General features: G+C 35.3%; 25 protein-coding genes and 2 rRNA genes. 9 read left to right on the forward strand and 18 right to left on the reverse strand.

What is annotated here, in order from left to right; all coding sequences use genetic code 11:
- Positions 1-84: 84 nt before the first annotated feature.
- Positions 85-228, forward strand: coding sequence for a hypothetical protein (locus tag AAGD76_RS00255; RefSeq protein WP_179947529.1), 144 nt, complete (start codon positions 85-87; stop codon positions 226-228).
- Positions 229-289: 61 nt separating this feature from the next.
- Here the strand turns inward: AAGD76_RS00255 and coaE are convergent, their stop codons facing one another.
- The 6 genes from coaE to AAGD76_RS00285 all read right to left on the reverse strand — a co-directional run bounded on the left by coaE (position 290) and on the right by AAGD76_RS00285 (position 7,203).
- On the reverse strand, positions 290-877 hold the full coding sequence (gene coaE, locus AAGD76_RS00260) for a dephospho-CoA kinase (RefSeq protein WP_006280338.1): 588 nt from the start codon (positions 875-877) through the stop codon (positions 290-292).
- Between the two features lie 295 nt (positions 878-1,172).
- On the reverse strand, positions 1,173-2,351 hold the full coding sequence (locus tag AAGD76_RS00265; RefSeq protein WP_341820152.1) for a ribonuclease D: 1,179 nt from the start codon (positions 2,349-2,351) through the stop codon (positions 1,173-1,175).
- A gap of 37 nt (positions 2,352-2,388) precedes the next feature.
- Positions 2,389-2,523, reverse strand: coding sequence for a hypothetical protein (locus tag AAGD76_RS00270; protein ID WP_010962423.1), 135 nt, complete (start codon positions 2,521-2,523; stop codon positions 2,389-2,391).
- Between the two features lie 711 nt (positions 2,524-3,234).
- Complete coding sequence (mutS, locus tag AAGD76_RS00275; protein WP_341820543.1) at positions 3,235-5,754, reverse strand: DNA mismatch repair protein MutS; 2,520 nt, start codon at positions 5,752-5,754, stop codon at positions 3,235-3,237.
- A gap of 274 nt (positions 5,755-6,028) precedes the next feature.
- Positions 6,029-6,835, reverse strand: coding sequence for an ankyrin repeat domain-containing protein (locus AAGD76_RS00280; RefSeq protein ID WP_010962425.1), 807 nt, complete (start codon positions 6,833-6,835; stop codon positions 6,029-6,031).
- 185 nt (positions 6,836-7,020) lie between these two features.
- Positions 7,021-7,203 (reverse strand): hypothetical protein, encoded by a 183-nt coding sequence (locus AAGD76_RS00285; RefSeq protein WP_006279522.1) that lies wholly within the window; start codon positions 7,201-7,203, stop codon positions 7,021-7,023.
- Positions 7,204-7,569: 366 nt separating this feature from the next.
- Here AAGD76_RS00285 and AAGD76_RS00290 point away from each other — a divergent pair, with 366 nt between their 5' ends.
- Entirely contained in the window at positions 7,570-8,277 is a 708-nt protein-coding gene (locus AAGD76_RS00290; protein WP_010082284.1) for a TerC family protein, read from the forward strand.
- Between the two features lie 32 nt (positions 8,278-8,309).
- Here AAGD76_RS00290 and guaA read toward each other — a convergent pair whose 3' ends face one another.
- The 3 genes from guaA to AAGD76_RS00305 all read right to left on the reverse strand — a co-directional run bounded on the left by guaA (position 8,310) and on the right by AAGD76_RS00305 (position 13,694).
- Positions 8,310-9,872, reverse strand: coding sequence for a glutamine-hydrolyzing GMP synthase (guaA, locus tag AAGD76_RS00295; RefSeq protein ID WP_010962427.1), 1,563 nt, complete (start codon positions 9,870-9,872; stop codon positions 8,310-8,312).
- Between the two features lie 902 nt (positions 9,873-10,774).
- Complete coding sequence (locus AAGD76_RS00300) at positions 10,775-12,559, reverse strand: ribonucleoside-diphosphate reductase subunit alpha (RefSeq protein WP_264373860.1); 1,785 nt, start codon at positions 12,557-12,559, stop codon at positions 10,775-10,777.
- Between the two features lie 58 nt (positions 12,560-12,617).
- Complete coding sequence (locus AAGD76_RS00305) at positions 12,618-13,694, reverse strand: methyltransferase domain-containing protein (RefSeq protein ID WP_010082287.1); 1,077 nt, start codon at positions 13,692-13,694, stop codon at positions 12,618-12,620.
- Positions 13,695-14,029: 335 nt separating this feature from the next.
- On the opposite strand from AAGD76_RS00305, the gene AAGD76_RS00310 reads away from it, so the two are divergent.
- Positions 14,030-16,795, forward strand: a 23S ribosomal RNA gene (locus tag AAGD76_RS00310).
- A gap of 66 nt (positions 16,796-16,861) precedes the next feature.
- A 5S ribosomal RNA gene (gene rrf / locus AAGD76_RS00315) occupies positions 16,862-16,968 on the forward strand.
- 85 nt (positions 16,969-17,053) lie between these two features.
- Here rrf and AAGD76_RS00320 read toward each other — a convergent pair.
- The 3 genes from AAGD76_RS00320 to rpmH all read right to left on the reverse strand — a co-directional run bounded on the left by AAGD76_RS00320 (position 17,054) and on the right by rpmH (position 17,880).
- Positions 17,054-17,317, reverse strand: a complete 264-nt coding sequence (locus AAGD76_RS00320) for a hypothetical protein (RefSeq protein WP_077188558.1) — start codon at positions 17,315-17,317, stop codon at positions 17,054-17,056.
- Positions 17,318-17,402: 85 nt separating this feature from the next.
- Positions 17,403-17,765 carry a ribonuclease P protein component gene (gene rnpA, locus AAGD76_RS00325; RefSeq protein WP_341820544.1) on the reverse strand — a complete coding sequence of 121 codons (363 nt, stop codon included), beginning with the start codon at positions 17,763-17,765 and terminating at the stop codon, positions 17,403-17,405.
- On the reverse strand, positions 17,746-17,880 hold the full coding sequence (gene rpmH, locus AAGD76_RS00330) for a 50S ribosomal protein L34 (protein WP_341820153.1): 135 nt from the start codon (positions 17,878-17,880) through the stop codon (positions 17,746-17,748). Before rpmH ends, rnpA begins: the two co-directional genes overlap by 20 nt.
- A gap of 344 nt (positions 17,881-18,224) precedes the next feature.
- On the opposite strand from rpmH, the gene pstC reads away from it, so the two are divergent.
- From pstC to AAGD76_RS00350, 4 genes are all read left to right on the forward strand, one after another.
- Positions 18,225-19,076: a phosphate ABC transporter permease subunit PstC gene (gene pstC, locus AAGD76_RS00335; protein ID WP_236515219.1), complete on the forward strand. Its 852-nt coding sequence runs from the start codon at positions 18,225-18,227 to the stop codon at positions 19,074-19,076.
- A gap of 101 nt (positions 19,077-19,177) precedes the next feature.
- Positions 19,178-20,605 carry a F0F1 ATP synthase subunit beta gene (gene atpD / locus AAGD76_RS00340; RefSeq protein WP_010962432.1) on the forward strand — a complete coding sequence of 476 codons (1,428 nt, stop codon included), beginning with the start codon at positions 19,178-19,180 and terminating at the stop codon, positions 20,603-20,605.
- 12 nt (positions 20,606-20,617) lie between these two features.
- On the forward strand, positions 20,618-20,962 hold the full coding sequence (locus AAGD76_RS00345) for a F0F1 ATP synthase subunit epsilon (protein WP_006279902.1): 345 nt from the start codon (positions 20,618-20,620) through the stop codon (positions 20,960-20,962).
- Between the two features lie 426 nt (positions 20,963-21,388).
- Positions 21,389-21,568, forward strand: coding sequence for an ankyrin repeat domain-containing protein (locus tag AAGD76_RS00350; protein WP_223823054.1), 180 nt, complete (start codon positions 21,389-21,391; stop codon positions 21,566-21,568).
- Positions 21,569-21,744: 176 nt separating this feature from the next.
- On the opposite strand, the gene AAGD76_RS06385 is transcribed toward AAGD76_RS00350, so the two are convergent.
- From AAGD76_RS06385 to AAGD76_RS00365, 4 genes are all read right to left on the reverse strand, one after another.
- On the reverse strand, positions 21,745-21,930 hold the full coding sequence (locus tag AAGD76_RS06385) for a DDE-type integrase/transposase/recombinase (protein WP_338062968.1): 186 nt from the start codon (positions 21,928-21,930) through the stop codon (positions 21,745-21,747).
- 445 nt (positions 21,931-22,375) lie between these two features.
- Positions 22,376-22,510 (reverse strand): hypothetical protein, encoded by a 135-nt coding sequence (locus AAGD76_RS00355; RefSeq protein ID WP_007548353.1) that lies wholly within the window; start codon positions 22,508-22,510, stop codon positions 22,376-22,378.
- Positions 22,507-22,641, reverse strand: coding sequence for an IS3 family transposase (locus AAGD76_RS00360; protein WP_007548354.1), 135 nt, complete (start codon positions 22,639-22,641; stop codon positions 22,507-22,509). Before AAGD76_RS00360 ends, AAGD76_RS00355 begins: the two co-directional genes overlap by 4 nt.
- Before the next feature lie 105 nt (positions 22,642-22,746).
- The gene (locus AAGD76_RS00365; protein WP_010082280.1) at positions 22,747-23,457 is read right to left on the reverse strand and encodes a class II aldolase/adducin family protein; all 711 of its coding nucleotides are present in this window, start codon (positions 23,455-23,457) and stop codon (positions 22,747-22,749) included.
- Between the two features lie 280 nt (positions 23,458-23,737).
- Between AAGD76_RS00365 and AAGD76_RS00370 the strand changes: the two genes are divergently transcribed.
- Positions 23,738-24,361 carry a hypothetical protein gene (locus AAGD76_RS00370; RefSeq protein WP_341820154.1) on the forward strand — a complete coding sequence of 208 codons (624 nt, stop codon included), beginning with the start codon at positions 23,738-23,740 and terminating at the stop codon, positions 24,359-24,361.
- Here the strand turns inward: AAGD76_RS00370 and tsaB are convergent.
- Positions 24,356-24,931, reverse strand: a complete 576-nt coding sequence (tsaB, locus tag AAGD76_RS00375) for a tRNA (adenosine(37)-N6)-threonylcarbamoyltransferase complex dimerization subunit type 1 TsaB (RefSeq protein ID WP_010962437.1) — start codon at positions 24,929-24,931, stop codon at positions 24,356-24,358. The two genes, AAGD76_RS00370 and tsaB, sit on opposite strands and share 6 nt — an antisense overlap.
- Positions 24,931-26,061, reverse strand: a complete 1,131-nt coding sequence (locus AAGD76_RS00380; RefSeq protein WP_006280118.1) for a cation:dicarboxylate symporter family transporter — start codon at positions 26,059-26,061, stop codon at positions 24,931-24,933. The genes tsaB and AAGD76_RS00380 overlap by 1 nt, the downstream gene beginning before the upstream one ends.

Consider the following 26,061-nt stretch of genomic DNA (forward strand, 5'->3'; position numbering starts at 1 on the left):
TTTTTTCTTGTATCATTAAAGCTTCTGTAGCTACTCATGCTGTTGTAGTTTGAGAGCAGTTCCCATCGGAAGGGTGTCATTCCAGTGCTTGACACTGGAATCCAGTTTTTGATCAAAAATGTTGCTATAGTGCACAATCAATTTTCCTGGATCCCAGTGTCTGGGCACTGGGATGACACCATAGGGGGCTACTTGGATGACAGGGGAGGGAGGCTGCTGGGATCCTGACAACCGTCATCCCGCTGCTTGTTAGCGGGATCTAGAGATACCGCGGCGGTATGACGTAGAGCTACGTGTTTAGGTTTAATGAATCCACTATATCTTTTACTTGAGAAAAAACATACTCTTTGCTTACACTGGTATCGATAATAAAGTCACTCATCTTCCTTTTCTCCTCAATAGATAACTGAACATCGGAGATTAGATTAAGCTTTTCTTTATCTATGTTGCGTTCGTTAAGTCTTTGAGCTTGCACAACGCTATCTGCATGAACAAAAACAATAAGGTCGCAATATAAATAAAATTTTGTTTCTAATAGAAGTGGCACATCTAAAACTAAAAGTTTTCTATCGATCTTTTTTTCCTTGGCAATAAAAAATTCTAATTCACGCAGCACAGCAGAGTGAACCAAAGATTGAAATTGTTTCCAATTTTCATCGTAGGCTAAGAAATATTTAGACAGTACTGTTCTATCTATTTCACCATTTACTACCACTCCAGGAAAATTTTTCTCTGCATAACTTATTATGCTTTTATCCACTTTATAAAGTTGGTGTACAACAGAATCAGCATCAAATACAACAGCACCAAACTCTTGAAAGCAATTAGCTACAAAGCTCTTTCCTACCCCAATTCCGCCTGTTAGACTTATAATCATATAACAAAATACATTCGACTTCTTTTGAAACTATAGCTAAGGTTTCTCTATATATATTAACTAGATTTTCTAGATCCCAGTGTCAAGCACATAACTATACGAACATTGCAATTTGTAGGTGGTGTTATTCCAGTCTGGAATCTAGCTTTTATGTTGTATAGTGCACAATCAATTTTCCTGGATCCAAGTAGTCAGGGCTACTTGGATAACACCCTACTTAACCGTCATACCGCCGCGGTATCTCTTAGCCACTAACACGTAGCGGGATGACGATTGTCGATAAATCTAAGTTACTTTAGCAACAGTTATTCTCCACTAAATTACTCTGAATTTTGGTTATATTATTTGCGGATTTCACTGCTGAAATCTCAAATTTTGAGCTTGTGTTCAAAAATGATTCAACTGACCTGCCAAAAAAATCATATCTCCATCCCTTGAATAATTTATCTGTCTGTCCAGATATTGACCCGGTTAACTCATCTTTTGAAGAAACTAATTTCCTTGATATGTTACTTTCTTTACATTTACTATCTAAAATAATTGAGAGTATATCAAGTACAGATTTGTCATAATTACTCGATAAGGTGTTGTTTTGCTGCATCCAATTTCTCTCATTTTCATTAAAAATATTCACAAACTCTAGTAAATCCGCATCTTTTATATTTTTTGTATTCCTCTTGAGATCATCTAAAATCTCATCAACATGCTCTACATTTTTTTCAATAAAATCAGCTATTACAGCATTATTGATTATTTTATTACGGTTCATATTATAGCGCTGTGCTAAGGTTTCTTGCCACTCACTAACTGCTTTAACAGTTAGTATCAATCTTGGATTTACTTCATAATTAAATTTAATCCTCTTCCATGCATCTTTTGGGCTATGTAAATACTTATTTATATCAACTATTGATTCCATCTCTTCTTGAAACCAACCCATCCTATTATTTTCTTCAAGTTTATTGCACAATATTTGGTATAGGTCATATAGGTGTACCACGTCGTTTACTGCATAATCTAACTGATCTTCGGACAACGGACGCCTTAACCAATCTGAATTTTTAGCTTTAATTTTATCCAGTGCTATTCCTTGATATTGCTCCACTACTTTTGAGTAACCAATAAAGTCATGATAATAATGACAAAACATAGCAGCAACTTGGGTATCAAAAATGGGAGTGGGAATACATTTAAACACAGTGAGTAAGGATTCTATATCCTGCCGGCAGCTATGAAACACTTTGGTTATCCCCTGATTTAGCATTATTTTCTTAATGAATGATAAATCAATTTCTGGCACTAATGCGTCTACAATAAAACTCTTCTCTCCGTAAGAAATTTGAATTAACGATAATTTTGGGTAGTAGATTAAATTATTTCTAATGAACTCCGTGTCAACTGCTATAAATTTCGGCTTTTTTGCTATTAACTTTTCACATGTATTCTCCAGTTCTGATGTTGTACTAATTAGCATATATTTTTTATTCAGTGGATTTATTTTATAATTTATATTAAATTTTTGCAATTAATGACTTCTTGCAGAACTTTCTATCACTCATTGGCATCACACAAATAGCCTTTTCCATCCCAATCCCAGTGCTTCCTTCTCCTGTCATCCCAGTGCCCTGACTACTTGGATCTAGCAAGCTTTGCTTGCAAATAAGTCTAATACGCGTCGCGTTTTATGCCAAAACACAATTGGAGTTACATGCAAAATAGATCCCAGACTGGGATGACAAAAAAAGGAGCACTGGGATGACAGCAGTCCTACGTCATACCGCCGCGGTATCTCTAGATCCCGCTAACAAGTAGCGGGATGACGATTGTCGTTTAGCTATAAATATTAAGAAATTTACCAAATAAAAAAAAAGGCAAAAGAAGCCCTGGGGTTATTATCCGCTTTAAAATATTGGCGTTTTTTATGTTTTAAACGCTTGACAAGCAAGATTAAGCTGCTTTTAATTGCAACTAACTTACGCTGCAAATGTTTAAGAAATTTACTAAGCAGAAAAAAAGACAAAGAATCCCCGAGTTAGCTAGTCTTTTACTATCTCTGTCGAGTATTGGCATTTTTTGATGTCTTGTAACGCTTTATAAGCGCGTTCAGCTTATTTAGATAAAAATCTAGATGTAGATGAAGTTTTGTAAAGACATACAGTATCTATATACTGCAAAAAATTGAACATAAGACGCCGATACATTAAGTAATCCTTACCTTTTAATCTGCAGATTGGCGAAAGCAAATACAATAGCTTCACTATCATGATAAGGGAGCTGGCGAAGGGTGTCAAGTAAGTTTTTCGTTTCTATAGCTACTACCACGATTGTATAGGTAATTCTTCACTTATAATAATGATTCAAGCCTTCAGCTCCTCAAACACTTCACTTGCTCTATTTAAAACAGAATCAGGAAAACCAGCAAGTTTTGCCACATGTATTCCATATGACTCATCTGCAATGCCTTCAATTACTTCATGTAAAAAGATAACCTCTCCGTTCCACTCCCTTATTTTTACACAAAAACATTTCACGTTCTTCAAGTATTTGCTTACTTTAGTTAATTCATGATAATGAGTTGCAAAAATGGCGCGGCACTTATTTACATTGTGAATATGTTCAATCACCGCCTGTGCAATAGATAATCCATCATATACCCCTGTGCCCCTACCAATTTCATCAAGTATCACCAAGGAACGGTCCGTTGCCTGATTTACTATCGTTGCTGTTTCGATCATCTCTACCATGAAGGTAGAATAACCAGCTGTTATATTATCCGTTGCGCCAACCCTGCTGAATATCTTGTCAATCACTCCAATATGTGCACTCTCTGCTGGCACAAATGACCCCATGTGAGCTAAAATTGCAATGAGAGCGTTTTGCCTCAAGAAAGTGCTTTTTCCAGCCATATTAGGACCAGTAATTAGATGTATACCAGCTAAATTGATGCTATTTGCAATGAATTTATCGTTAACTTCAACCACTGGATGTCTTCCGCTACAGATATTGAACTCTTTGCTGTCATCAATAATGGGTTTTACGTAATTATTTTGCACTGCAAGCTCTGCAAATGCGGTTCTAATATCAAGTTTTGCCAAAGCATTTGCAGCAAGAGCAATTTTTTCAGATTCTTTAGCGACTTCACTACACAGTTCACTAAAAATTTTCATTTCTAAGCCGATTGCAGCATCACGTGCCGTAAGAATTTTATTTTCTAGTTCTTTCAATTCATTAGTAGTGTAGCGCATGCTATTTGCTAAGCTTTGCCTATGAATAAATATATCCGAAGTTATTTTGTGATTTGCCGACACTTCAACGTAATAACCAAGTATGTTGTTGTGTAATATTTTGAGTGCGGCAATGTCAGTTAGGTCGCGATAAGATTCACGGAGTTTGGTTATTAGTTTATTACTATTATTTAATATGTAGGATAACTCAGATAATTCTGAGTTGTATTTTGAGTGAATAAATCCTCCTTCTTTCACGGAACTGAGGTTATTATCGAGTATAGCACTATTTAACAGTTCAAATAGGTCTTTATGATTGCCAAGGCTTTTATGTATTGTGCTTAGTTCACTCTCGTCACTACTTATCACCTGAGTGGTAGACACTGACTCCTTTTCTCTAGATTCCAGTGCCAAGCACTGGAATGACATCTGAGAGTTAGCTACTGGTTCTTCACTTAAACAATAATTATGCAAGGTAGACAGAAACTCAGACAACTCTAAAGTTTTTCCTAGGCCTATTTTCAATAGGTTCATATCCTTTGGTGAACCACGCCCTAGTATTAAGCGCGATAAAGACCTCTCAATATCCGGAATGTTAGATAATATCTCTCGTATTTTTCTGCGTGGCTCATGATTATTTACAAAAAATTGAGCGGTGCTGAGCCTCAAATTGATTGCCTTGGAGCAAGCAAGGGGTGAAGCGAGCATTTGTTTGAGCAGGCGTCCACCAGAAGCTGTAACTGTATGATCAATAACTGAAATTAGTGAACCTTTCTTTTCACCAAATTGAGTTGAAAACAACTCAAGATTTCTCCTTGCTGAAGCATCAATAAGCATGAAATTTTGTTGCTTATAGGTTTTTGGGAATTCAAGCCTTGGAATGGAGCCCCTTTGTGTTACTCTGAGATATTCAAGCAGTGCACCACACGCCATGATTTCTACTTTGCTGAAATTTCCTATACTCCCAAGTTCCCTGATTTTATAAAACTCGCATAATGTTCTGTGAGATTTACTATACTCAAAAAAGCTCTGTGCGTGTTGCGTAATTGATATTTTATAATTTTTTAAAATCGATCTAATTTTTTCATCCTCAGTGAATTTTTCAGAAATTAATAATTCTCTTGGTGATATACGCAATAAATCACTATCTAGAGCTTTCAAACTCGTTAAAGTGTGAAAAAATTTTCCCGTCGATAATTCAAGCCAACTAATAGCATATTCGTCATTTTGTTCAACTATGGATGCGAGATAATTATTGCTTTTATCCTCCAGTAGTGAATCTTCTATAATTGTACCTGGAGTTACAACTCGCACTACATCACGTTTTACTATGGATTTATAGCCCCTCTTTTTTGCTTCATCAGCAGTTTCTAATTGATCACAGATTGCTACTTTGAATCCTAAATCTATTAGCTTGTGCAGGTAAGATTCACTACTGTGTGCTGGCACTCCACACATTGGTATTTCTTGCCCACACGAATTACCTCTCTTAGTGAGCACTATATTCAGCAATTTCGCAGCTTTAATAGCATCATCGAAAAACAATTCATAAAAATCTCCTAGCCTATAAAATAGCAGATGATCTTTGTATTGAGCTTTCAGGTTCAAATACTGCTCCATCACAGGGGTGTTTTTTTCTTTTACGAAGCTCATAATATTTTTTAATATATTGTATTGATAAACGTTATTATAGATTATATTGCACATGTGAATAACATAAATTTTAAATAGGTGTATAGAGGGGAAAATTTAAAACAATTAAATTTCTTGGATCCAAGTAGTCAGGACACTTGGATGACATAAAGAGTAGGAGTATTTGATGACAAAAAAACAAAAACACAGTTGTCATTCCAGCGCGTGACGCTGGAATCCAGAATATCCTAATTACAAGGTTTATTATTTAGTTTGAAAAATACTATAGCTTTTTCTATGTAAGTTGTGGCCCCTTTTTACCATTTGCGACAGTTGTATCATCAACAGATATTTCAGAGCTAACAGTGCTAATAGTTTTTTCTATCGCTTTAGCCTGTTCATAGTCTTGACTCAAAAAATACATGGCCAGTCCAATAGCTATACTAGCAACAAGAGAAGATGCTATCATTACACCTAGTATCATACCACCAGAAAGACTTACTGCAACACACACACCAGCTCCAAGTACAACACCAAGAAAACCACCAATTATTACGCCAGGCACCAAACTGCCTACCATAGCGCTTTCTTTTTTCGTATTAGCTTGTTTTTTCATACTTTTAATAAGCACTTCTTTTGTTTTTCCTTGAGCTAAATCTGAAGGAACTTTATTATCCGCGTTTTGTATCAAAGGATTTGCACTATATGTAACAAGCAGGGTGGTTATTTCTTCAGTTTTATTACCTATAACTGCATGATGTAGTAATGTATTTCCCTCTTCATCTTTAAAGTTTATATGAGTACGAAATTCTTCATCTAGATTTCTTATTGGGTTGTTTTTTGCATATATCCTAGATTGTATTGCTCCATCTAAGTATTGTATTACTTGTTCTAGTGATTGCTCGCCAGGATTTTGTATAAAATGAAGCAGAATTTCGTGTACTATCGCTTCCTTTGTAGTTTGTGGGCATTGTAAAGCGTAATTAAATGTCTGTGTAGTAATAACTTCTTCTTTTCTTTTTTTAAGAACAACCCTTAAATCTTCAATCGCCTTTTCACCATCTTTTATTCCAAGAATTATTGAATCCAAATTATTTATCATGCTATCCTCCTTGGTTTGATTGCATTACTCATTAATAAATAATATAATAAATCCTGCTAAAAGTCAAGCAATTAATTAATAAGTTAATATAATCCTCCAAAAGGAGCTCCTTACTTTTTGTTCAGCATGTCCATTGGATCAGACTCTTTAAGCTTGCTGTTTGCTGAATTTATTCATCACAATAGCTACAATGTGCTATCGAAGTTCTCTGTAATCTTAGTTGGTTCTTCTAGAATATTCAAAATATCAGTTGCACAATAAACCCGATCTCTCTTTCCTTGAGAAGTTTGTGAAACGATGCCTAAATCTTCAAGCTTTACGATTGCTCTTTGGGCTGTTGTAAATACGACACCTAAGTTTTCAACCACTTTCCTTATAGTAAAGTAAGGGTTTAAAGACTATTCACTAAGTCATTGTCCCATTCAAATTTTGGTGGCAAGGGGCTTGGTATAAATGCCTGATAACCAGCGAATACTTTGCCTGATGGTGATCCTTTAATATACATTCATTCAACCTAGCACACTATTTTTATAGTATATATTATTTTCAAATAAAGTCAAAAATGAAAATAAGAAACTCTCTTATTATTGATTTTGCTCAAAAACGAAAATAGAAGAAGCTGCTGAACTTTATATATCCTGTTTTTCTGGAGAACTGCTATAAAACTTCTGAGTGAAGTCACTTAATTTTTACACATCTATTGTAGAGTAAGAAGAACCGAATTTGAAACAAAAATGCTAACTGATGCTTGGACTTTACTGACACTTACACTACTTGAAACTATACTTAGTGTAGACAATTTAATCTTTATTTCTCTAGCAATAGATAAGGTACCAAATGCGCTGAGAGAAAGAGTGCGCCTTATGGGCCTTGGATTAGCACTATTAATGCGTTTTGTAATACTATTTTTTACATCATCTATATTATCAATGCAAAAACCTATATTTCACACTGCATCAGCAAGGGATTTACTTATGATTGCAGGGGGATTATTCCTTATTGTTAAGAGCTCTATGGAGTTACGGGATGACATCTTTGTATGTAAGAAAAATAAAAAGAAAGCAAACGTTAAATCAAAATTTTTTTTAGTTGTGCTACAAATTATATTAATAGATTTAGTTTTTTCGGTTGATTCGATATTAACTGCTATAGCACTAACTTATAACATGGTAATAATTGCTACAGCATTTACATTTTCCATGCTAGCAATGCTGTTTTTATCAAGTTATACCGCCCAGTTAATCAAATCTAACCCAGGGTTAAAAATAATCGCCATTTTATTTGTTTTACTTGTCGGTGTGTACCTCATACTTCATGGATTTCATATAGAATTACCAAAAGGATATTTGTATTCTTCATTTATGTTTGCACTGCTTGTGGAAATTATAAGCAAAATAAAGAAAATTAACCGTCATACCGCGATTCATTCGCGGTATCTCTAGATCCAGCTAACAAGCAGCGGGATCTTTTTGATTTACTCCCACTCAATAGTTGCGGGTGGTTTAGAAGTGATATCATAAACAACTCTATTTACTCCGGGAACATTATTAACAATTATACTGCCGACATTGCGTAAAAAATCCCAAAATACTAGCAAGTGTTGATCCTTATCTTCAAATGGAAATGCATCGGCTGTCATACCATCAGATGATGTTACAGCCCTTAAAGCACAAACATATCCATACGTACGACCATCTCCCATAACGCCTACAGTTTTTATTGGTAATAATACAGCAAAAGCTTGCCATATCTTATCATATAGATCGTAATTTTTCATCGTATTAATATATATTTCATCTACTTCTTGCAATATTTGCACCTTTTCTTTATCGACTTCACTTATAATCCTCACTGCAAGTCCGGGTCCAGGAAATGGATGTTGAAATATTATCTCGTCTGAAAGCCCAATTTCTTTTCCAAGTAGCCTTACCTCATCTTTAAAGAGGTAACGTAAAGGCTCCACTAACTTCAGATTCATCTTTTCTGGCAACCCACCAACATTATGGTGAGACTTAATTGTACTAGTGTTGTCTGAGGCATGCCCTGACTCAACTACATCAGAGTAGATGGTACCTTGCATCAAAAAATCCACATCACCTATTTTTTTTGCTTCTTCTTCAAACACTTCAATAAAAGTGTTACCGATAATTTTTCGCTTTTCTTCTGGATCAGTTATTCCCTTCAACCTACTCAAAAATAAATTTGATTTATCAACGTAATTTATCGGAATCTCTTTCAACATAGCGATGGTTTGGTTCTTGCGTAACAACCCAGTATCGATAAAAATACAGTTCAATTGTTTTCCTATAGCTTTATGTGTGAGAGCCGCTGCAACGCTTGAATCAACCCCACCACTTACTGCAGCGATTACTTTTTTCTCTCCTACTACATTTTTGATTTTTTCCTTTTGCTCCTCAATAAACGACTTCATTGTCCAGTCTCTTTTGCAATTTGCAATATCCAAGAAGTTAGAGAGCAATTTACTGCCATTTGTTGTGGGCTTAACCTCAGGATGGAACTGAGTACAGTAAATCTTCCGCTGTTCGTTGACAATCATTGCAATTGTTTGATTTATCACACCTGATGCGATAACAGTAAATCCCTGTGGTATAGTATCAACACTGTCCGCATGGTTCATTAATACATCCACTTCAGAATTAACATCCCAGGTATCCTTTACAATGGGGGATTCTTTTAGTATCTTGATTTTAGTTCTACCAAACTCCTGTTTGAAACTCTCTTTTACTTTTGCTCCAAAATAATGACAAATGAGTTGCTGTCCATAGCATATTCCAAGTATAGGAACGCTTGTTGCCTCATTAAGTTTTATAATTTCATGTACTACTCTACTTGTTTCAGAACAATCATCATTTACAGATTGTGGTCCTCCAGAGAGAATAAACCCATTGAATTTTGATATTGTTTCAAAACTGATGTTGCTTGGAAATATCTCACAATAAACACCCATTCCTCTTACTTGTCTTGCGATAAGCTGTGTAAACTGTGAACCAAAATCAATAATGGCAATTGCTGACAATTTGCTCCTCCATATTATTTAAAATGATATCTGATAATAAAGAAAATAATGGAGTAAGTAAACCAAGACCTGTTTAAAAGCTTTAACGCGTGGTACAAGTTAGCTATATAGCTAATTTTCCTACACCATACCGCTACGACGCTAACACGTAGCGGGACGACGAGCTTATCGTCATACCGCGATTCATTCGCGGTATCCCTTAGCCGCTAACAAGTAGCGGGATTATCTTCATGCTGCCACGAACCGTCATACCACCGCGAACCGTCATACCGCGATTCATTCGCGGTATCTCGGCAATAGATCCCGCTAACAAGTAGCGGGATGACGATTGTCGTTTAGCCATAAATATTTAAGAAATTTACCAAATGAAAAAAAAGGCAAAAGAAGCCCCATGGTGGTTGGCTATTTACTATGTACTAAAATATCGGCGTTTTTTTTATTCTAAAACGCTTGATTAAGAGCGATTTAGCTGCTTTTAACTTGCAACTAACCTACACCGCAAGTGTTTAAGAAATTTACTAAGCAGGAAAAAAGGCAAAGAAACCGCGTAGTAGCTAGCATTCAAATTCTCCCTTGTCAATTTGACGTTTTTTGCTGTCTTAAACGCTTTGTAAGCGCGTTTCGGCTTATATAGGTAAAAACCTAAAAATTTTTAAAGACATGCGATGCACGTAGTGCGAAAAATTACACATGAGACGCCAAATACCCTAAGTTTTTTGTCATTAACCTGCACAGATTGCGAAGATAAATAAATAGCTTCAGTTTTATGATAAGGGAGCTGGCGGAGTTTGTCAAGAAAGTTTTTTCGTTTCTATTCCCAATAAAAGTGCGTTATATGGTTATGCAAGAAGTCTATTTACCCATTTGCTTAACTTTCTCTCTACTTTTTCTGAGTAAGGCCGCTATTGGCATGACAGACATTCATCGTAGTCAATATCTGTTTTTTGTTGCAATATTTCACTTTTTTTGAATATGTCATGCGAGACCTTATCGGCTCTCTGCATTGATTGTGATCTGCAGTAATATAAGCTCTTCAATCCTTTTTTCCAAGCAAGCATGTGTATTTTGTGCAAGTAACGTTTATGTACGTTGGCAGGTAAGAACAGATTTACTGATTGAGATTGACAAATATACGAAGTTCTATCACTTGCATGTTCTATAATCCATCTTTGGTCAAGCTCGTACGCTGTTTTAAATGTCAATTTTTCATGCTCACTAAGAAAATCTAAATGCTGAACGGAACCCTCGTTTGTTGAAATTGAAGACCATATTTTATCATTGTCTTGATTTTTTTCTGCTAATAGTTTTTGCAAGAATTTATTTCGCACTACAAATGAGCCTGTAAGTGTCTTTTGTATGAATACGTTTGCTGCGTATGGTTCTATTCCAGGGGAGGTATTACCTGCAATAATGGAGATCGAGGCAGTAGGAGCAATAGCGAGTTTGTGTGTAAACCTTTCCATTAGATCAACTTCTTTGGCATCAGGACATGCTCCCTTTTCTTCTGCTAATTTTTTAGAAACTATATCTGCTTGCTCGCGTAAATACTTAAATATTTTTTTATTCCATTGTTGTGCTGTTACTGATTCAAAAGGAACCATTTTGCTTTGTAAAAATGAGTGAAAGCCCATCACACCAAGACCAATACTGCGTTCTCTGGCTGCAGAATATTTTGCTCGCTGCATTTCATTCGGTGCTTTATTTATGAAATCTTCCAATACATTATCAAGAAAGCGCATTATATCTTCTATGAAGAGTTTATTGTCTTTCCATTCTTCGTAGTACTCAAGGTTTACGGATGATAGACAACACACAGCAGTGCGTGACTTATTCAGGTGATCATAACCTGTGGTTAAAGTTATTTCACTGCATAGATTTGACATCTTGATGTCTAAGTTGAGCTTTTTGTAAGATTCTGGCTTATTGTTATTTGTTGCATCAAGGAAAATAATGTAAGGTTCTCCAGTTTCAACTCTTGCTGTTAATATTTTGATCCATATATCCCGCGCTTTTACAGTTGAAATAACCTTATTGTTGTGAGGGCTTATTAAATTCCATTCTTGATCATTCTCAACAGCCTGCATAAATTTATCTGTTACTATTACAGCATGATGTATATTTAACGCTTTGCGATTTGGGTCACCGCCTGTTGGCTTGCGTAAATCTAGAAACTCTTCTATCTCCGGATGAGATACAGGAAGGTAGACTGCTGAACTTCCTCGCCTTAGGGATCCCTGACTAATTGCAAGCGTTAGAGCATTTTGCACTACAATAAATGGAACAATTCCTGATGTTTTGCCGCTACCCTTTACGCTTTCGCCTATTGAGCGTAAATTTCCCCAATAACTACCTATGCCTCCTCCACGTGCAGCAAGCCAAACATTTTCGTTCCATAGATCAACTATTCCCTGCAAGCTGTCTTCGGTTTCATTAAGAAAGCAAGAGATAGGTAACCCTCTCTTAGTGCCACCATTGCTGAGTATTGGTGTTGAAGGCATGAACCACAAGTTGCTCATGTAGTCATAAAGACGCTGCGCATGTTCTTTATTATCAGAATAGTAATTAGCAATACGTGCAAAGAGGTCTTGATAACTTTCATTTTCTATTAAATACCTGTCTGATAGAACTGCTTTTCCAAAGTCGGTTAATTTGCTGTCCTTTGCGTAATTAATGGTAATGTTATTCATAAAGTTCCTTTTATTCTTTTATTATATATAGGTACTTAAAAGTCATTTTGAGCGATTTTTAAGTTAGGTTTTTCGGATTTTTTTGTTGATGCTGTAATGCAAACAAGATACCGTCAACCTGACTGCCATATATTTTACAGTAACTCATATAACTTATTTGCATATTTATTTCTTTTGCAACATGTTGAACATAACTTTCTGAGTGACGAAAATAGTCTCCTTTGTTTACAAAGTCAATACCTTCACCTTCCTTTCTTCTTATTAAACATACAATAACTCCTTTTTTGCTCGTAGATCTTTTTGCTAATTCCAACTCTTCTTGAAAGTCATGTAGATAATGTAGCACTTCAGCAAAGATAATTACATCATACTGCTGGTTTTTCTCTTGTTTAAGAAACTCTTTCATTTCCATATGTATTAATTCATTGTAAACAGGCTTACCTTTTATAAAGCATCCTCTTGCGATATTTAGCATTCTACTTGAAATGTCAATTCCTGTTATATGGTTTCCAATACTATTTATTTTCAAGAAATGACCACATATTCCAGTTCCACAACCAAGGTCGAGTATATTGAGCTCAGAAGTGGAGTTGTTGAAGATTTTTGTAATTATCATGTGTACAAGTTCATGCCCTCTATATTGTTTGGCAATCAACCAATGCTCAACAAAATATTCACCTGTGTAATCAAAATATTGTCTTATGAGGTTTTTTGGCAATTCTGTAATAGGCGCTGAGTTTGTCATTTTTTTTATATAGTAAGACGCCTCCTCGTGGTCATTATCTAATTTTAGTGCCCTTGTTAAATAATTATAAGCTTTGTTAGTATTCCCTACCGCAAAATGACACCTTCCGATGTTATACCAGACTATAGGTAAATGGGGGTAAAATATGCTAATTAACCAAAATCGTAACTTTGCATCTGATATGCTACCTTTATAAAAGTGATATAAACCGATTTCAATGTTGGTGTTTAACAGGTTCTTAGATTTTTTAAGAAGCACTGTCATTTCTTTATGAAGAGTATTATATTTATTCACAATGAAGTGTTTTACTTTCTTAATATTTAATACGCCAATGAGCTTAGACATACAATTTAAAGCAACGTTTTTTATAAAAGAGAGATTACTTTTCATACGTTAGAAATACTCCGAATGTTTATTATCATTTTTAGGCAATTGATTTTAACACATTTTATCTTACAAAATATCTTTTTTATTAATTTTTACTGTATATATAAGTTTACCACATATTTCTCAGATTATACTGTTTAGGATTGCTAGTATATTGTTGTTGATAATATAAGTAAATGTTTTGTGCAAAAAGGCGTTGACATATTATTTATTAGGTTATAACATATAAAAGATTAATTTAGTTTTTAGATGTTTGACAAGTTTTATGGTAGAGATTAATTTAATCTCAATTCAATTTTAATAATATTTAACTCTGCATATTCTGCATATAGTCGGATAAATAAATTATTAAGAGCACTTGATGGATGCCTTGGCGTTAAGAGGCGATGAAGGACGTGGCAGGCTGCGATAAGCTGTGGGGAATCGTCAACAAATTTTGATCCGCAGATTTCCGAATGGGGAAACCCAACTAGTTTAGCTAGTTATTACGTACTAAGTATGTAAAGCAAACTTGGTGAACTGAAATATCTAAGTAGCCAAAGGAAAAGAAATCAACCGAGATTCTGTTAGTAGTGACGAGCGAAAGCGGAAAAGGCTAGTGATTTAAGAATAAGAATTAGAATACTCTGGAAATAGTAACCATAGAAGGTGATAGTCCTGTATAAGTAGAAAGTTTTTAAATCCTTGAGTAGAGCGGGGCACGTGAAATCCTGTTTGAATATGGGGGGACCATCCTCCAAGCCTAAATACTCCTTAACGACCGATAGTGGACAAGTACCGTGAGGGAAAGGTGAAAAGAACCCCGGGAGGGGAGTGAAATAGAATCTGAAATCAAGTGCTTACAAACAGTTGGAGCTCTATATCAATTTATTGATATTTAGAGTGACAGCGTACCTTTTGCATAATGGGTCAGCGAGTTAATCTATGAAGCAAGCTTAAGCCGTTAGGTGTAGGCGTAGCGAAAGCAAGTCTGAATAGGGCGTTTTAGTTTTATGGATTAGACCCGAAACCAAGTGATCTAGTCATGACCAGATTGAAGGTGTGGTAAAACACACTGGAGGATCGAACCAGTTAATGTTGCAACATTATTGGATGAGTTGTGATTAGGGGTGAAAGGCCAATCAAACTTGGAAATAGCTGGTTCTCCGCGAAATCTATTTAGGTAGAGCGTTGTATGTATGTTGTTGGGGGTAGAGCACTGGATAGACTAGGGGGATTCACCGTCTTACCAAATCTAACTAAACTCCGAATACCAACAATTAATTATACAGCAGGCACACTACGGGTGCTAAGTCCGTGGTGAAGAGGGAAACAACCCAGATCACTATCTAAGGTCCCAAAATTACAGCTAAGTGGGGAAGGAAGTAGAAAAACCATTACAGCTAGGAGGTTGGCTTGGAAGCAGCCATCCTTTAAAGAAAGCGTAACAGCTCACTTGTCTAAATAAGTTTTTCTGCGCCGAAAATGTACCGGGGCTAAAGCTGTATACCGAAGATGTGAGTGCTTATTGATTTCGATCAATAGGCGCGGTAGCGGAGCGTTCCGTAAGTCTGTGAAGGTGGTTTGTGAAAACTGCTGGAGATATCGGAAGTGAGAATGCTGACATAAGTAGCGTAAAAGAGTGTGAAAAACACTCTCACCAAAAATCTAAGGGTTCCTACGTTAAGTTAATCTGCGTAGGGTTAGTCGGTTCCTAAGGCGAGTCCGTAAAGGAGTAGTCGATGGCAATTAGGTTAATATTCCTAAACCTCTTAAGTGTGACGGGTTTCGTATTTGTATAGATCTTATTGGATTGATCTATGCTTAAAAGAAGCTCCAGGAAATAGCACTTATATTTATGAGGCCGTACCGCAAACCGACACTGGTGGATGAGTAGAGTATACTAAGGTGTTGAAAGAATGATGTTGAAGGAACTCGGCAAATTATACCTGTAACTTCGGAAGAAGGGTAACCTGCTTTTAGGCAACTATGAGTAGGTGGCACAAAATAGGGAGTAGCGACTGTTTACTAAAAACACAGGACTCTGCAAACACGTAAGTGGAAGTATAGGGTCTGACGCCTGCCCGGTGCTGGAAGGTTAATAGGAAGGGTGCAAGCTCCGAATTGAAGCCCCAGTAAACGGCGGCCGTAACACTGACGGTCCTAAGGTAGCGAAATTCCTTGTCGGGTAAGTTCCGACCCGCACGAATGGCGTAACGATTTCTCCACTGTCTCCAACATCACTTCAGCGAAATTGAATTCCCCGTGCAGATGCGGGGTACCCGCGGTTAGACGAAGAGACCCCGTGCACCTTTACTATAGCTTTACATTGCTATTAAAAGTGTGATGTGCAGGATAGGTGGGAGACTTTGAAGTTATGGCGCTAGCTATAATGGAGTCAACCTTGAGATACCACCCTTTACACTTTTGATATCTAACTATGTTTCATTATCTGGAACTAGGACATTGTATGGTGGGTAGTTTGACTGGGGCGGTCGCCTCCTAAAAAGTAACGGAGGCGTGCGAAGGTAAGCTAGAGCTGGTCGGAAATCAGCTTGATAGTATAATGGCATAAGCTTGCCTGACTGCGAGGCTGACAAGCCAAGCAGAGACGAAAGTCGGTCATAGTGATCCGGTGATTCTGTATGGAAGGGTCATCGCTCAACGGATAAAAGGTACGCCGGGGATAACAGGCTGATGGTGTTCGAGCGTTCATAGCGACGACACCGTTTGGCACCTCGATGTCGACTCATCACATCCTGGGGCTGAAGAAGGTCCCAAGGGTTCGGCTGTTCGCCGATTAAAGTGATACGTGAGTTGGGTTTAGAACGTCGTGAGACAGTTCGGTTTCTATCTGCCGTGGGTGAAGGAAATTTGAGAAGGTCTGACTCTAGTACGAGAGGACCGAGATGGATATACCTCTGGTGTACCAGCTGTTATGCCAATAGCATCGCTGGGTGGCTATGTATAGATGGGATAATTGCTGAAAGCATATAAGCAAGAAACCCTCTTCAAAAAGATTTCCCAATTAAGGCCGTGGAAGACTACCACGTTGATAGGCTAGGTGTGGAAGCATGGTAACATGTGAAGCTAACTAGTACTAATAGCCTGATTGATTTATTTGCTTTCTATATGTGTGTATGCAGTGTTAAATATTAAGTTAAAATTGTTAAGTTAGAAATTTTTATTGACTTGGTGGCTATAGCAAAAATGAACCACCCGATCTCATCTCGAACTCGGAAGTGAAACTTTTTAGCGCTGATGGTACTTGAAAAGGGAGAGTAGGTCGCCGCCAAGTTTATAAAAATTTCTTTGTTAATTAGACAGTAGGTATACTTATATTTTAACTTTCTTGTTTTGTTACTATTCTTTAAGTTTTTACTTTAACTACGATATCTTTTTTTTCTTATATGTTCTTGGTCATTTTCTACATTATTTAGCATTGTTCCTACTTCCCCTAATTGATTCCCTTTTGAAGGAGAATTACTGATTTCTGGTAATATTACATTACCTCCCACTTTTTTAAATAATTCTTCTTGTTGGCGAAATGCTGACCTCCAATCTGTTCCTGTTCCTTTAGGAAGAAATAAGAATTGATACATCTGACCAAAGCCTGTGTTATTTACCTCTTTTATATGCTCTACCATTCACCACACCCATTAACTATTTTTAAAAATTTTACCTATACTATCATAAAAAATATAGTTGTAAATACCTTAATTGAGATTTTTTTTATTTTATCTTTTTTAAGCAAATAGTTAGATCTTTTTGTAAATTTTTATAACTTGCTTGCATAATGTTTCTATGAGTTAGTATTATGTAGTAGTGCCCTATATTACTTATATTTAAAATGCTAATTTTAGCAAGCATTCGTAGTTGCCTTTTTATTTTATTTCTTTTTGCTGCTTTTCCGGTTTTTTTACTGATAGCCAGACCTACTCTAATAGTATGAATGTACTTTTCAGGTTCTCTTTCTTTTATAGCGTACAGTGATATATAAAGCCCACGATAAAAAAGACTGTTGAGTGCTAACTTATTTTTGAAAGCAGAAGAAAAATCTTTTTTTTTATACTTACTATGCGCATAATTTGTTATACCCTAATGAACGGCGCCTATTAAGGATTTTTCTTCCAGCTCTTGTTGCCATACGTGAACGAAATCCGTGTCTGCGCTTTCTTATCAAATTTTTTGGTTGAAATGTTCTCTTCATTGTTTTTATATTAATATAATTATTTATTTTAAATTGTTTTACTTTATTGTCAAATAATGGTGAACTTGTATGACATTTTCGTAGAATAAAATTTGATGCATGGAAGAATGAATTCGGTGATAGTCATACCTGTCTTACTAATCCTTTTATTTTGTTTTAGTAGGTTTCAAGAAGTAAATAAGGTTAAATCTTATCTATATCTTAGTTGTGTATGGATGCTAACTTGGTTGTTAGTATTCTATAATAATTGTTTTGTAACTTTTATTTCTATAGCGTTACTTTTTTTCATGCTTGCTTTTATCTTTAAAAATAAAAGAAATAAGATAATAAAACTTTCGTTATTTGTGGCTTTGGCCATATCATTTTTTATCACTTTATTTATAATGCTGTCTATTTTTATTCAATCCATTAGTTTTTTTAATAAAGTAGCTATTTCAGAATTCTTGTTTTGCTTGAAATGGGGCCACAATGTAGTCACTATCAATGAAGAGAAGATAGGATGTTTTGGTATAGCGCCGCTTTTAGTTGGTACATTACTTATAACTATTATAGCAATGTTAGTTGTCGTTCCGCTTGGTTTATTTTCTGCAATATATATTAGTGAATATGCGAGTGAGAAAGTGCGTTATATTGTTAATACAACTTTGCAAGTTTTGTCTGCTATTCCTACGGTTGTATATGGATATTTCGCGGTTGTGTTTTTGTCTTTCTTTATAAAGCAGGTAGCAAATTTTTTTGGTTTAAGTATACACTCAGAAAGTGCCTTAGTTGCCGGTTTATCGATTGGGATAATGATTCTTCCTTTTATTATTTCTTTACTCGAAGATGCCATAAGATCTGTTCCAAAAAGCTTGCGTTATGGCTTCATGGCACTTGGTGCAACTCCAGCGGAAACTATATGGCATATAACAATACCTTATGCAATGCCTACAATTTTAAGTGCAATTTTATTGTCAATTTCAAGAGTGATAGGTGAAACAATGATTGTGCTAATGGCTGTGGGAATCAACGCAAATTTGACTTTTAACCCTCTTAATTCAGTTACTACCATTACCGTGCAGATCGCTACATTACTTACCGGAGATCAGGATTTCAATAGTGTACAAACTCTTGCTGCTTATGCGCTTAGTTTAGTATTGTTTATTATTACTTGGCTATTAAATGCATTTGCATTGTTTGTAATGAAGCGTAACTAGTAAGCGTTTTAATGTTGCAAAATTTCTATTAATAATATAAAATTTATTTTCTTTAGAAGTTCTTTTATGGAATTATAGTGTTAGGTGATAAAAATAAAGAGATGAATATAGGTAGAGCGATTAAGGTAACTCAAGCAGTTGTTGATATAAAATTTGAAGGTGAATTGCCTAAAATATTTAATGCTTTAAAAAGCAAACTAAAATATAAGGATAAGGAGCTGGTTTTAGAAGTTTCGCAGCATATAGGTGACAATATAGTTCGTTGTATTGCTATGGATAGCACAGATGGCATGTCAAGGGGGGATGAATTTGTTGATACAGGTGCACCAATATCGGTGCCAATTGGGCGTTCAACTTTAGGAAGGATTTTTAATGTTGTTGGAGAGCTTATAGATGAGTGTGGTCCACTGAAGGGAAAGTATAACTTAGAGCCTATACACAGAGCACCTCCAAGTTTTACTGAACAGAGAATACAGGAAGAAGTTTTAGTTACGGGAATAAAAGTTATAGATCTTCTTGCACCTTATCTTAAAGGAGGAAAAATTGGCTTATTTGGTGGAGCCGGTGTTGGTAAAACAGTCCTAATAATGGAATTAATTAATAATATAGCAAAAGCTCATAAAGGATTTTCTGTGTTTGCCGGGGTAGGGGAGAGAACGCGTGAAGGTAACGATCTTTATCACGAGATGATCACTTCAAATGTAATAAATATAAATGAGCATGAAAAATCTCAAGCTGTTTTGGTTTATGGTCAGATGAATGAGCCTCCTGGAGCAAGGGCTAGAGTTGCTTTAACAGCACTTACTATGGCAGAGTATTTTCGTGACCGTGAAAACCAAGATGTTCTATTTTTTGTGGATAATATCTTTAGATTTACACAAGCTGGTTCTGAAATTTCTGCTTTACTTGGAAGAATACCGTCAGCTGTTGGTTATCAGCCAACCCTTGCAACTGATATGGGTGCAATGCAAGAAAGAATAGCTTCAACAACTTCTGGCTCTATTACTTCTGTGCAAGCTATATATGTTCCTGCGGACGATTTGACTGATCCAGCCCCAGCAACTACATTCTCTCACCTTGATGCAACCACAGTGTTGTCAAGGCAAATAGCTGAAATGGGAATATACCCTGCTGTTGATCCACTTGATTCAACTTCTCAGTCTTTATCTGCTGAAATCATTGGTGAAGAACATTATAATGTAGCTTCTGAGGTGAAACGTATATTGCAAACTTATAAATCACTGCAAGATATTATCGCAATACTTGGTATGGATGAGCTATCTGATGAAGATAAAATTATTGTTGATAGGGCTCGTAAGATTCAGAAATTTCTTTCTCAACCTTTTCACGTTGCAGAAATATTTACTGGCATGCCTGGTAAATTTGTTTCACTTTCTGATACTGTTTCCAGTTTTAAAGGGATTGTTGAAGGCAAATATGATCACTTACCAGAGGCTGCTTTTTATATGGTGGGGAATATAGATGAAGCAATAAAAAAGGCTGAATTAATACAAGCTGAAGCTAAATAAAAGTTAAAGATTATGAATACTTTTAAAGTGCAATTTTTCTCTCCTGATGATCAAATTTCATTCAGTGGAGTGGTTTCTCTTTCAGTAACTGGGCTCGAAGGGGAGCTTATGATTTTAGCTCACCATGCTCCTTACTTAATTTATTTATTGCCTGGTATGATTACTGTTAAAATGAGTAACCAAACAGAAAAGAAGGTTGTAATTGATAGTGGCGTATTAGAAGTTGCAAATAATAATTGTAGCATTATAACAAGTCAAATTCAGGTTTTTGATCGTGCAATTCATGATGAGAAATCGTTTAAAAATAAGAGAATTAGTATATATTTAAGTTATCTTGATGAGAAGTTTCTTTCTTAGTTATTTTAGGCAAAAAGTCAATTATCATTCAAGTGGCTATAAGATTTTTGCTCAGGGGGCTCTTTTTTGTCATCCCAGAAACCCCGGGGTATCATCCCAGTGTCGGAGTACTTTAGGTGTATGATCCCAGAGTGTGATGGTATGGGACCATACACCTAATCAAATAAAAATTAAAGAAGGAGAGTTGGTTGTAACGGTTGGAGATAACGACTTTGTTTTACCTGGAATTTACGTTGGATAAACTACAAAAAATAACAGGTAAAAATCAACGTAAATTTAAGATAAATCGATTTTATTAGTATTATCAAATCAAAATCTGTTTTTAATTAATCAATAATACTTTTTTACATATTTTCATCCCCTTTCATGGATTTTTTAATTTTATAGATGATATCTAATATTATTAGAAGCATTGTAAAATATCTTATGAGAAAAGTTATAAAATATATTAGCATTATTGGTATTGCATGTTTAGTATTGTTATTTTTTATATCTAATGTGGAAACACGCGTAAAAACACAGGAAGAACAATTATTCCTAGCTGTAGAAGATGGTAATGCACAAGAAGTAAAACTATTACTCAAAAATGGTGCAGACCCAAATTGACCTTACCCAGAAAAAGTAGAGAGAAAGTTAAGACGTTTTTATCATGAGAATAAATTGTGCAGGAATGCAATAGTTAATAGTAGAATGTCTACGTTATTTGTTATAAAAGATTTCTATGTATTCAAATATGGTAGTTCTGGTTTGTTGAGCGAGAAGTATCAATAAGCAGCTCCCTTTTAAGTGAACTTTTCTGCAACAGAGTTATCGTAACAACAGCCCTTATGGCTCATGCTGGAAATGATGTTTTTTGTATTCAATAGAAATTGGTAATTTTGAGAGGTATACTGTGACCCTTGATCGCTATGTAACAGCAGATTTTTATCGGGTTTGCGTTTATCAACGGCCATCAATAAAGAATCTATAACTAATTATCATGTTACTCATTAACCACCATGCGTGAATATAGGTCAATTATTGCCGCCAACAACCTTCTTTAGTTTTTATGTAGGTAATCCCAAACTTTATTTGGCTGATCAGTAGTAAAATTTTGATCCAATGTGTTCGGAGCCACAACTCGGTTGCTTATTTGCTGTTTTTTATTTTTGAACCTTCGTCTAAACTTGGCTTTAATGCCATTTTCTTGCATAACACTTTGTACTGTTTTAATTTTTGCCTAAAGCTTTTAATTCAGCGTGAATTTTAGGGGCTCCATATCTGCATTTAGAAGCTTGATTATTTTTTGAATATCTGCTAGAAGCCCTTCTTTTGCTAATTCTTTACTGCTTTTTTCCTTAGCAACCAATACCACCAGTACAAAACCCTACATAGTTCCTGTGTTTTATAGCAATTTCTATATAAAAGAATACTTTACTCTTTTTCTTTGCCCAGGGCTTTTTTTAAGATGTCTCTTTCTCTTGTTAGTTCTTTTTTTAGATCAAATCTTTCTTTGTTATAAGGAGCCTTTGCCTGGAAATGCGTATGCTCCAGACATTTTTCCATCATATTTTCTTACTTAACATACTGCCATCTATACCTAGATCTTTTGCTATTTTTGTACTTGCTTGACCTGTTTCTTTAACCAGCTTAACAGCTTCTAATTTGAATTCTGCTGTATATTCTCTTCTATTTGTCATATTTTGAAAAAACGTTTTATTTTACTCCAAAAACGTCTTAACTTTCTCTCTACTTTTTCTGGGTAAGGTCACTACTTGGATGACAGATAGTAGTGCGAAAGTCTCTTACAACTTACTTTTAATTAGTCTAACCCATGCGTGCCAATCCCTCTCACCAAGATTGCTTTCAAAAGATAGGAGATCCTTTACAGCTTTTGAGCAAATTTCTTCACTTGGAATTGATAACTCCTTATTCATTGCTAACGTTAAACATTGAGTTTTGCACGCTTGTTCTAAATGATACGAGTAAAACATTGCTTCTTGTATAGTCCGACCACACGTTATAGATCCATGATTACGCATTAACATGACAAAATTTTCTTTCAGATCAGCTATTAACCTCTTTCCTTCTGTATCGCTAAGTGCTAGGGAATTATAATTATGGTAAGAGATTTTATTGTAAAAGTGCAGTGCCCATTGACTTATAGGAAGCAGCCCATCTTTGAGAGAAGAAACCGCTACAATAGAAGGTGTATGCAAGTGAAAAATTGCTTGAATATCTTTCCTTGCTTGATAAACAAAACCATGAATTATATAGCCAGTTCTATTATATTGATATTCTTTGCCTTCAATTACATCTCCATCAAATGATACTTTCATTAACGAACGTTCATCTACTTCATCAAAACGCATACCAAACGGATAAATATAAAACGACTTTTGATCTTCAGAACGCACTGAAAGGTGAGTATATGTATGATCATCGAACTTAAGGTAGGACAAAATCTGATAGGCATAGACTAGATCCCTTTTTACTCTGCTCTTTGTTAACAACACAATCCTCTGTTAGAATCTTCTGAAGGTTTATACGCGAAAAGAGACTTGTAGTAAACTAATAAGTCTATGCCACTCTGTCTTGCTTTCTGAATACCAAACACTTTTGTGTTGTAGCTTGCTTAAAAATAGTTATCGTTATTATAGAGTTTATATACAGAATTTATGTTTTTAAATTACATAATATCTTAACTACAAAAATAATTTTCTATATAATATTTCATATGTTTTAAAGCTTCATTTTTATGTTATTATAAATGTAAGTTTCAAGATTGAAAGTAATATGGTAAATATTAACACAAAAAAACAGCCAGCAGGATTTTTCATATATCTCTCTGGTCTTTCGGGAAGTGGTAAACTTTCCACAGCAATAGAATTATCTAATATGATAAACGCATTAATTGTAAATAGTAAGTTCTATAACAATGTTCAAGCTTGCTCTATATACGATGGTGTCTTTGAACGTGATCAAATACCTAAAGAAGTTCAAGATAGAATATATGGCATTATGCAAATTATGCTTCAGGTAATAGAAAATTATCCGATTCACTCAAAAAATTACATATTTATTGATAAGTTGATGGAAAATAATGACCAGAACATGAGGATGTATGATTCAATAGTAAGGCTTAGTAAAAAAATGAACACAGAAATCCTTCCTGTGGTACTTAGGTGTGATCTACCGACATTACAAAAGCGTATTGCATTAAAAAGGCAAAGAAAAAATAGGAAGGTGATTAATCTAAATAGCATTGTAGAGAAATTTAGGACTGACGATTTATTTATACCACCAAGTGCCATAGAGATAGAAAATTCAGATATGAGTATAAAAGAAGTAGCTCAAGAGATAGTAAACCAGATGCACAAGCTTAGTAACATTGCATGTACGCGAAAGAATAGTCTATAATGATTTCATATACTGAGGCTCATTTAAATATAGAGCTTCAACTTCATTTAATTTTTGCTTGTTCTCTAATCTATAACGGACTAATAGCCCTGCATGGCTAGCATTTAAATTGCAATCCATATGTGTACTGCTTGTAGCGTGACACTGGGATCCAGGTGCAGATAGTGGCAATAAATTGAAATCAAATAACTGCGTATAAAACCCTTGAGCATTTTTGACTATAGCTCTGATATTTTTTTTGTTATTCGTACAAAGCAAAGATATTGCGTAGGCTTGAACTTCCAGCGCACTAACTCCGTATAATGGCTTATTTGTAGCAAGATTTATACCTTGTGCAGCTGATATACCAACTCTAATTCCAGTGAAACTTCCTGGTCCAACTACTACCACTAAATGATCTATTTTATCATAATTATAGTTGTGCTTATCAAACAAAGTATTCAGAATTTGAAAAAATGATTCTGCATGATTGTTGCTGGCGGAATTGTGCTCTACAAAACAGTTACCATCATAATCAACTATTGCTATTGAACTACCAATACCTACAGTATCAATCGCTAAAATAGACATTACTTAAGCTTATCATAGAGTTTTGTAAACATTATAGCAAAGGCACCATTACCCATAACGTTTGCTGAAGTGATTATTGGATCAAACACTATATACAGTGCTGTGATTAACGAAAGCATTTCTGGAGAAAATTTGAGGTATTTCTCAAGAATAGGTAGCATTACCATAATTCCTCCTGCCGGAACTGCCACGATAGCAAACTTAAATAACAAAAAATAGAGAAGGAAAGTTACATAGTCTGTTGTGCACAATGAATAACCGGAGGCAATTATCATTGATAATATTATAATAAAAAAGCAATCACCTACTAAATGAAAGCTAGCAGTTATTGGCACAACAGACGATGCTATGTCAGGTTGCTTTACATTTTTTTTGCTTCCTTCAAGAGTAAGCGGCATAGTTGCATTACTAGACATTGTGCTCATTGCAGTAATAAATGCCGGTATCATATTGCCTATACTAGCTATCCAGCTTGTGATCTTGAATGAATTTGCTGCTCCATATAAGAGGAAAACATAAAGGTAGGTTGCAGATGCTATAATAATGAAAATTATTGAGTAATCCTTAAATATTATAGATAAAACTTGATCATGCTGCATTTTTAAAGCAAGCCCAAGTACAAATATTGGAATAATCGGCGTCAAAAACGTCTTCAAAATAAAGAGAGTTAAATCTAACATTTTGTTCGAAAGCTCTCTGCTTTTTTTGGGTAGCAGTGTGGACACTACTATGCTGGACACAAATCCACAAGCAAGGGCATAAAAATTAGAAAGCAATGCAGGCAGTCTAAACGACCATAAGGGAACAATTGTTTCTTCATACGTTATATCTTGTATTGAATAAGTGTTTTGTATGATAAAATGCCCAACAGAATAAGCTATTAAACTTGAAGCCAGATTCGATAAGAAGATCATTATAATAAGTAACAATATGAACTTTATAGCTGACTGCTTAAGATTGTTAACACTGCTAAAGATTAACGCAAAAATAATAAAAGGCATTATAAATAGCAAAACCTCTTTTATACTAAGGCTCGTTGAGTACAAGAAGGTTTTTACTTCCATTGGAACTAAATGACCAAAGAATGCAGCTGAAGTGATGACCGTGAGTAAGATTAATAGTTGTAGCAC

Origin of the sequence: Wolbachia endosymbiont (group A) of Cydia strobilella (assembly GCF_964026745.1) — a bacterium.
Classification (GTDB): Bacteria; Pseudomonadota; Alphaproteobacteria; order Rickettsiales; family Anaplasmataceae; genus Wolbachia; species Wolbachia pipientis.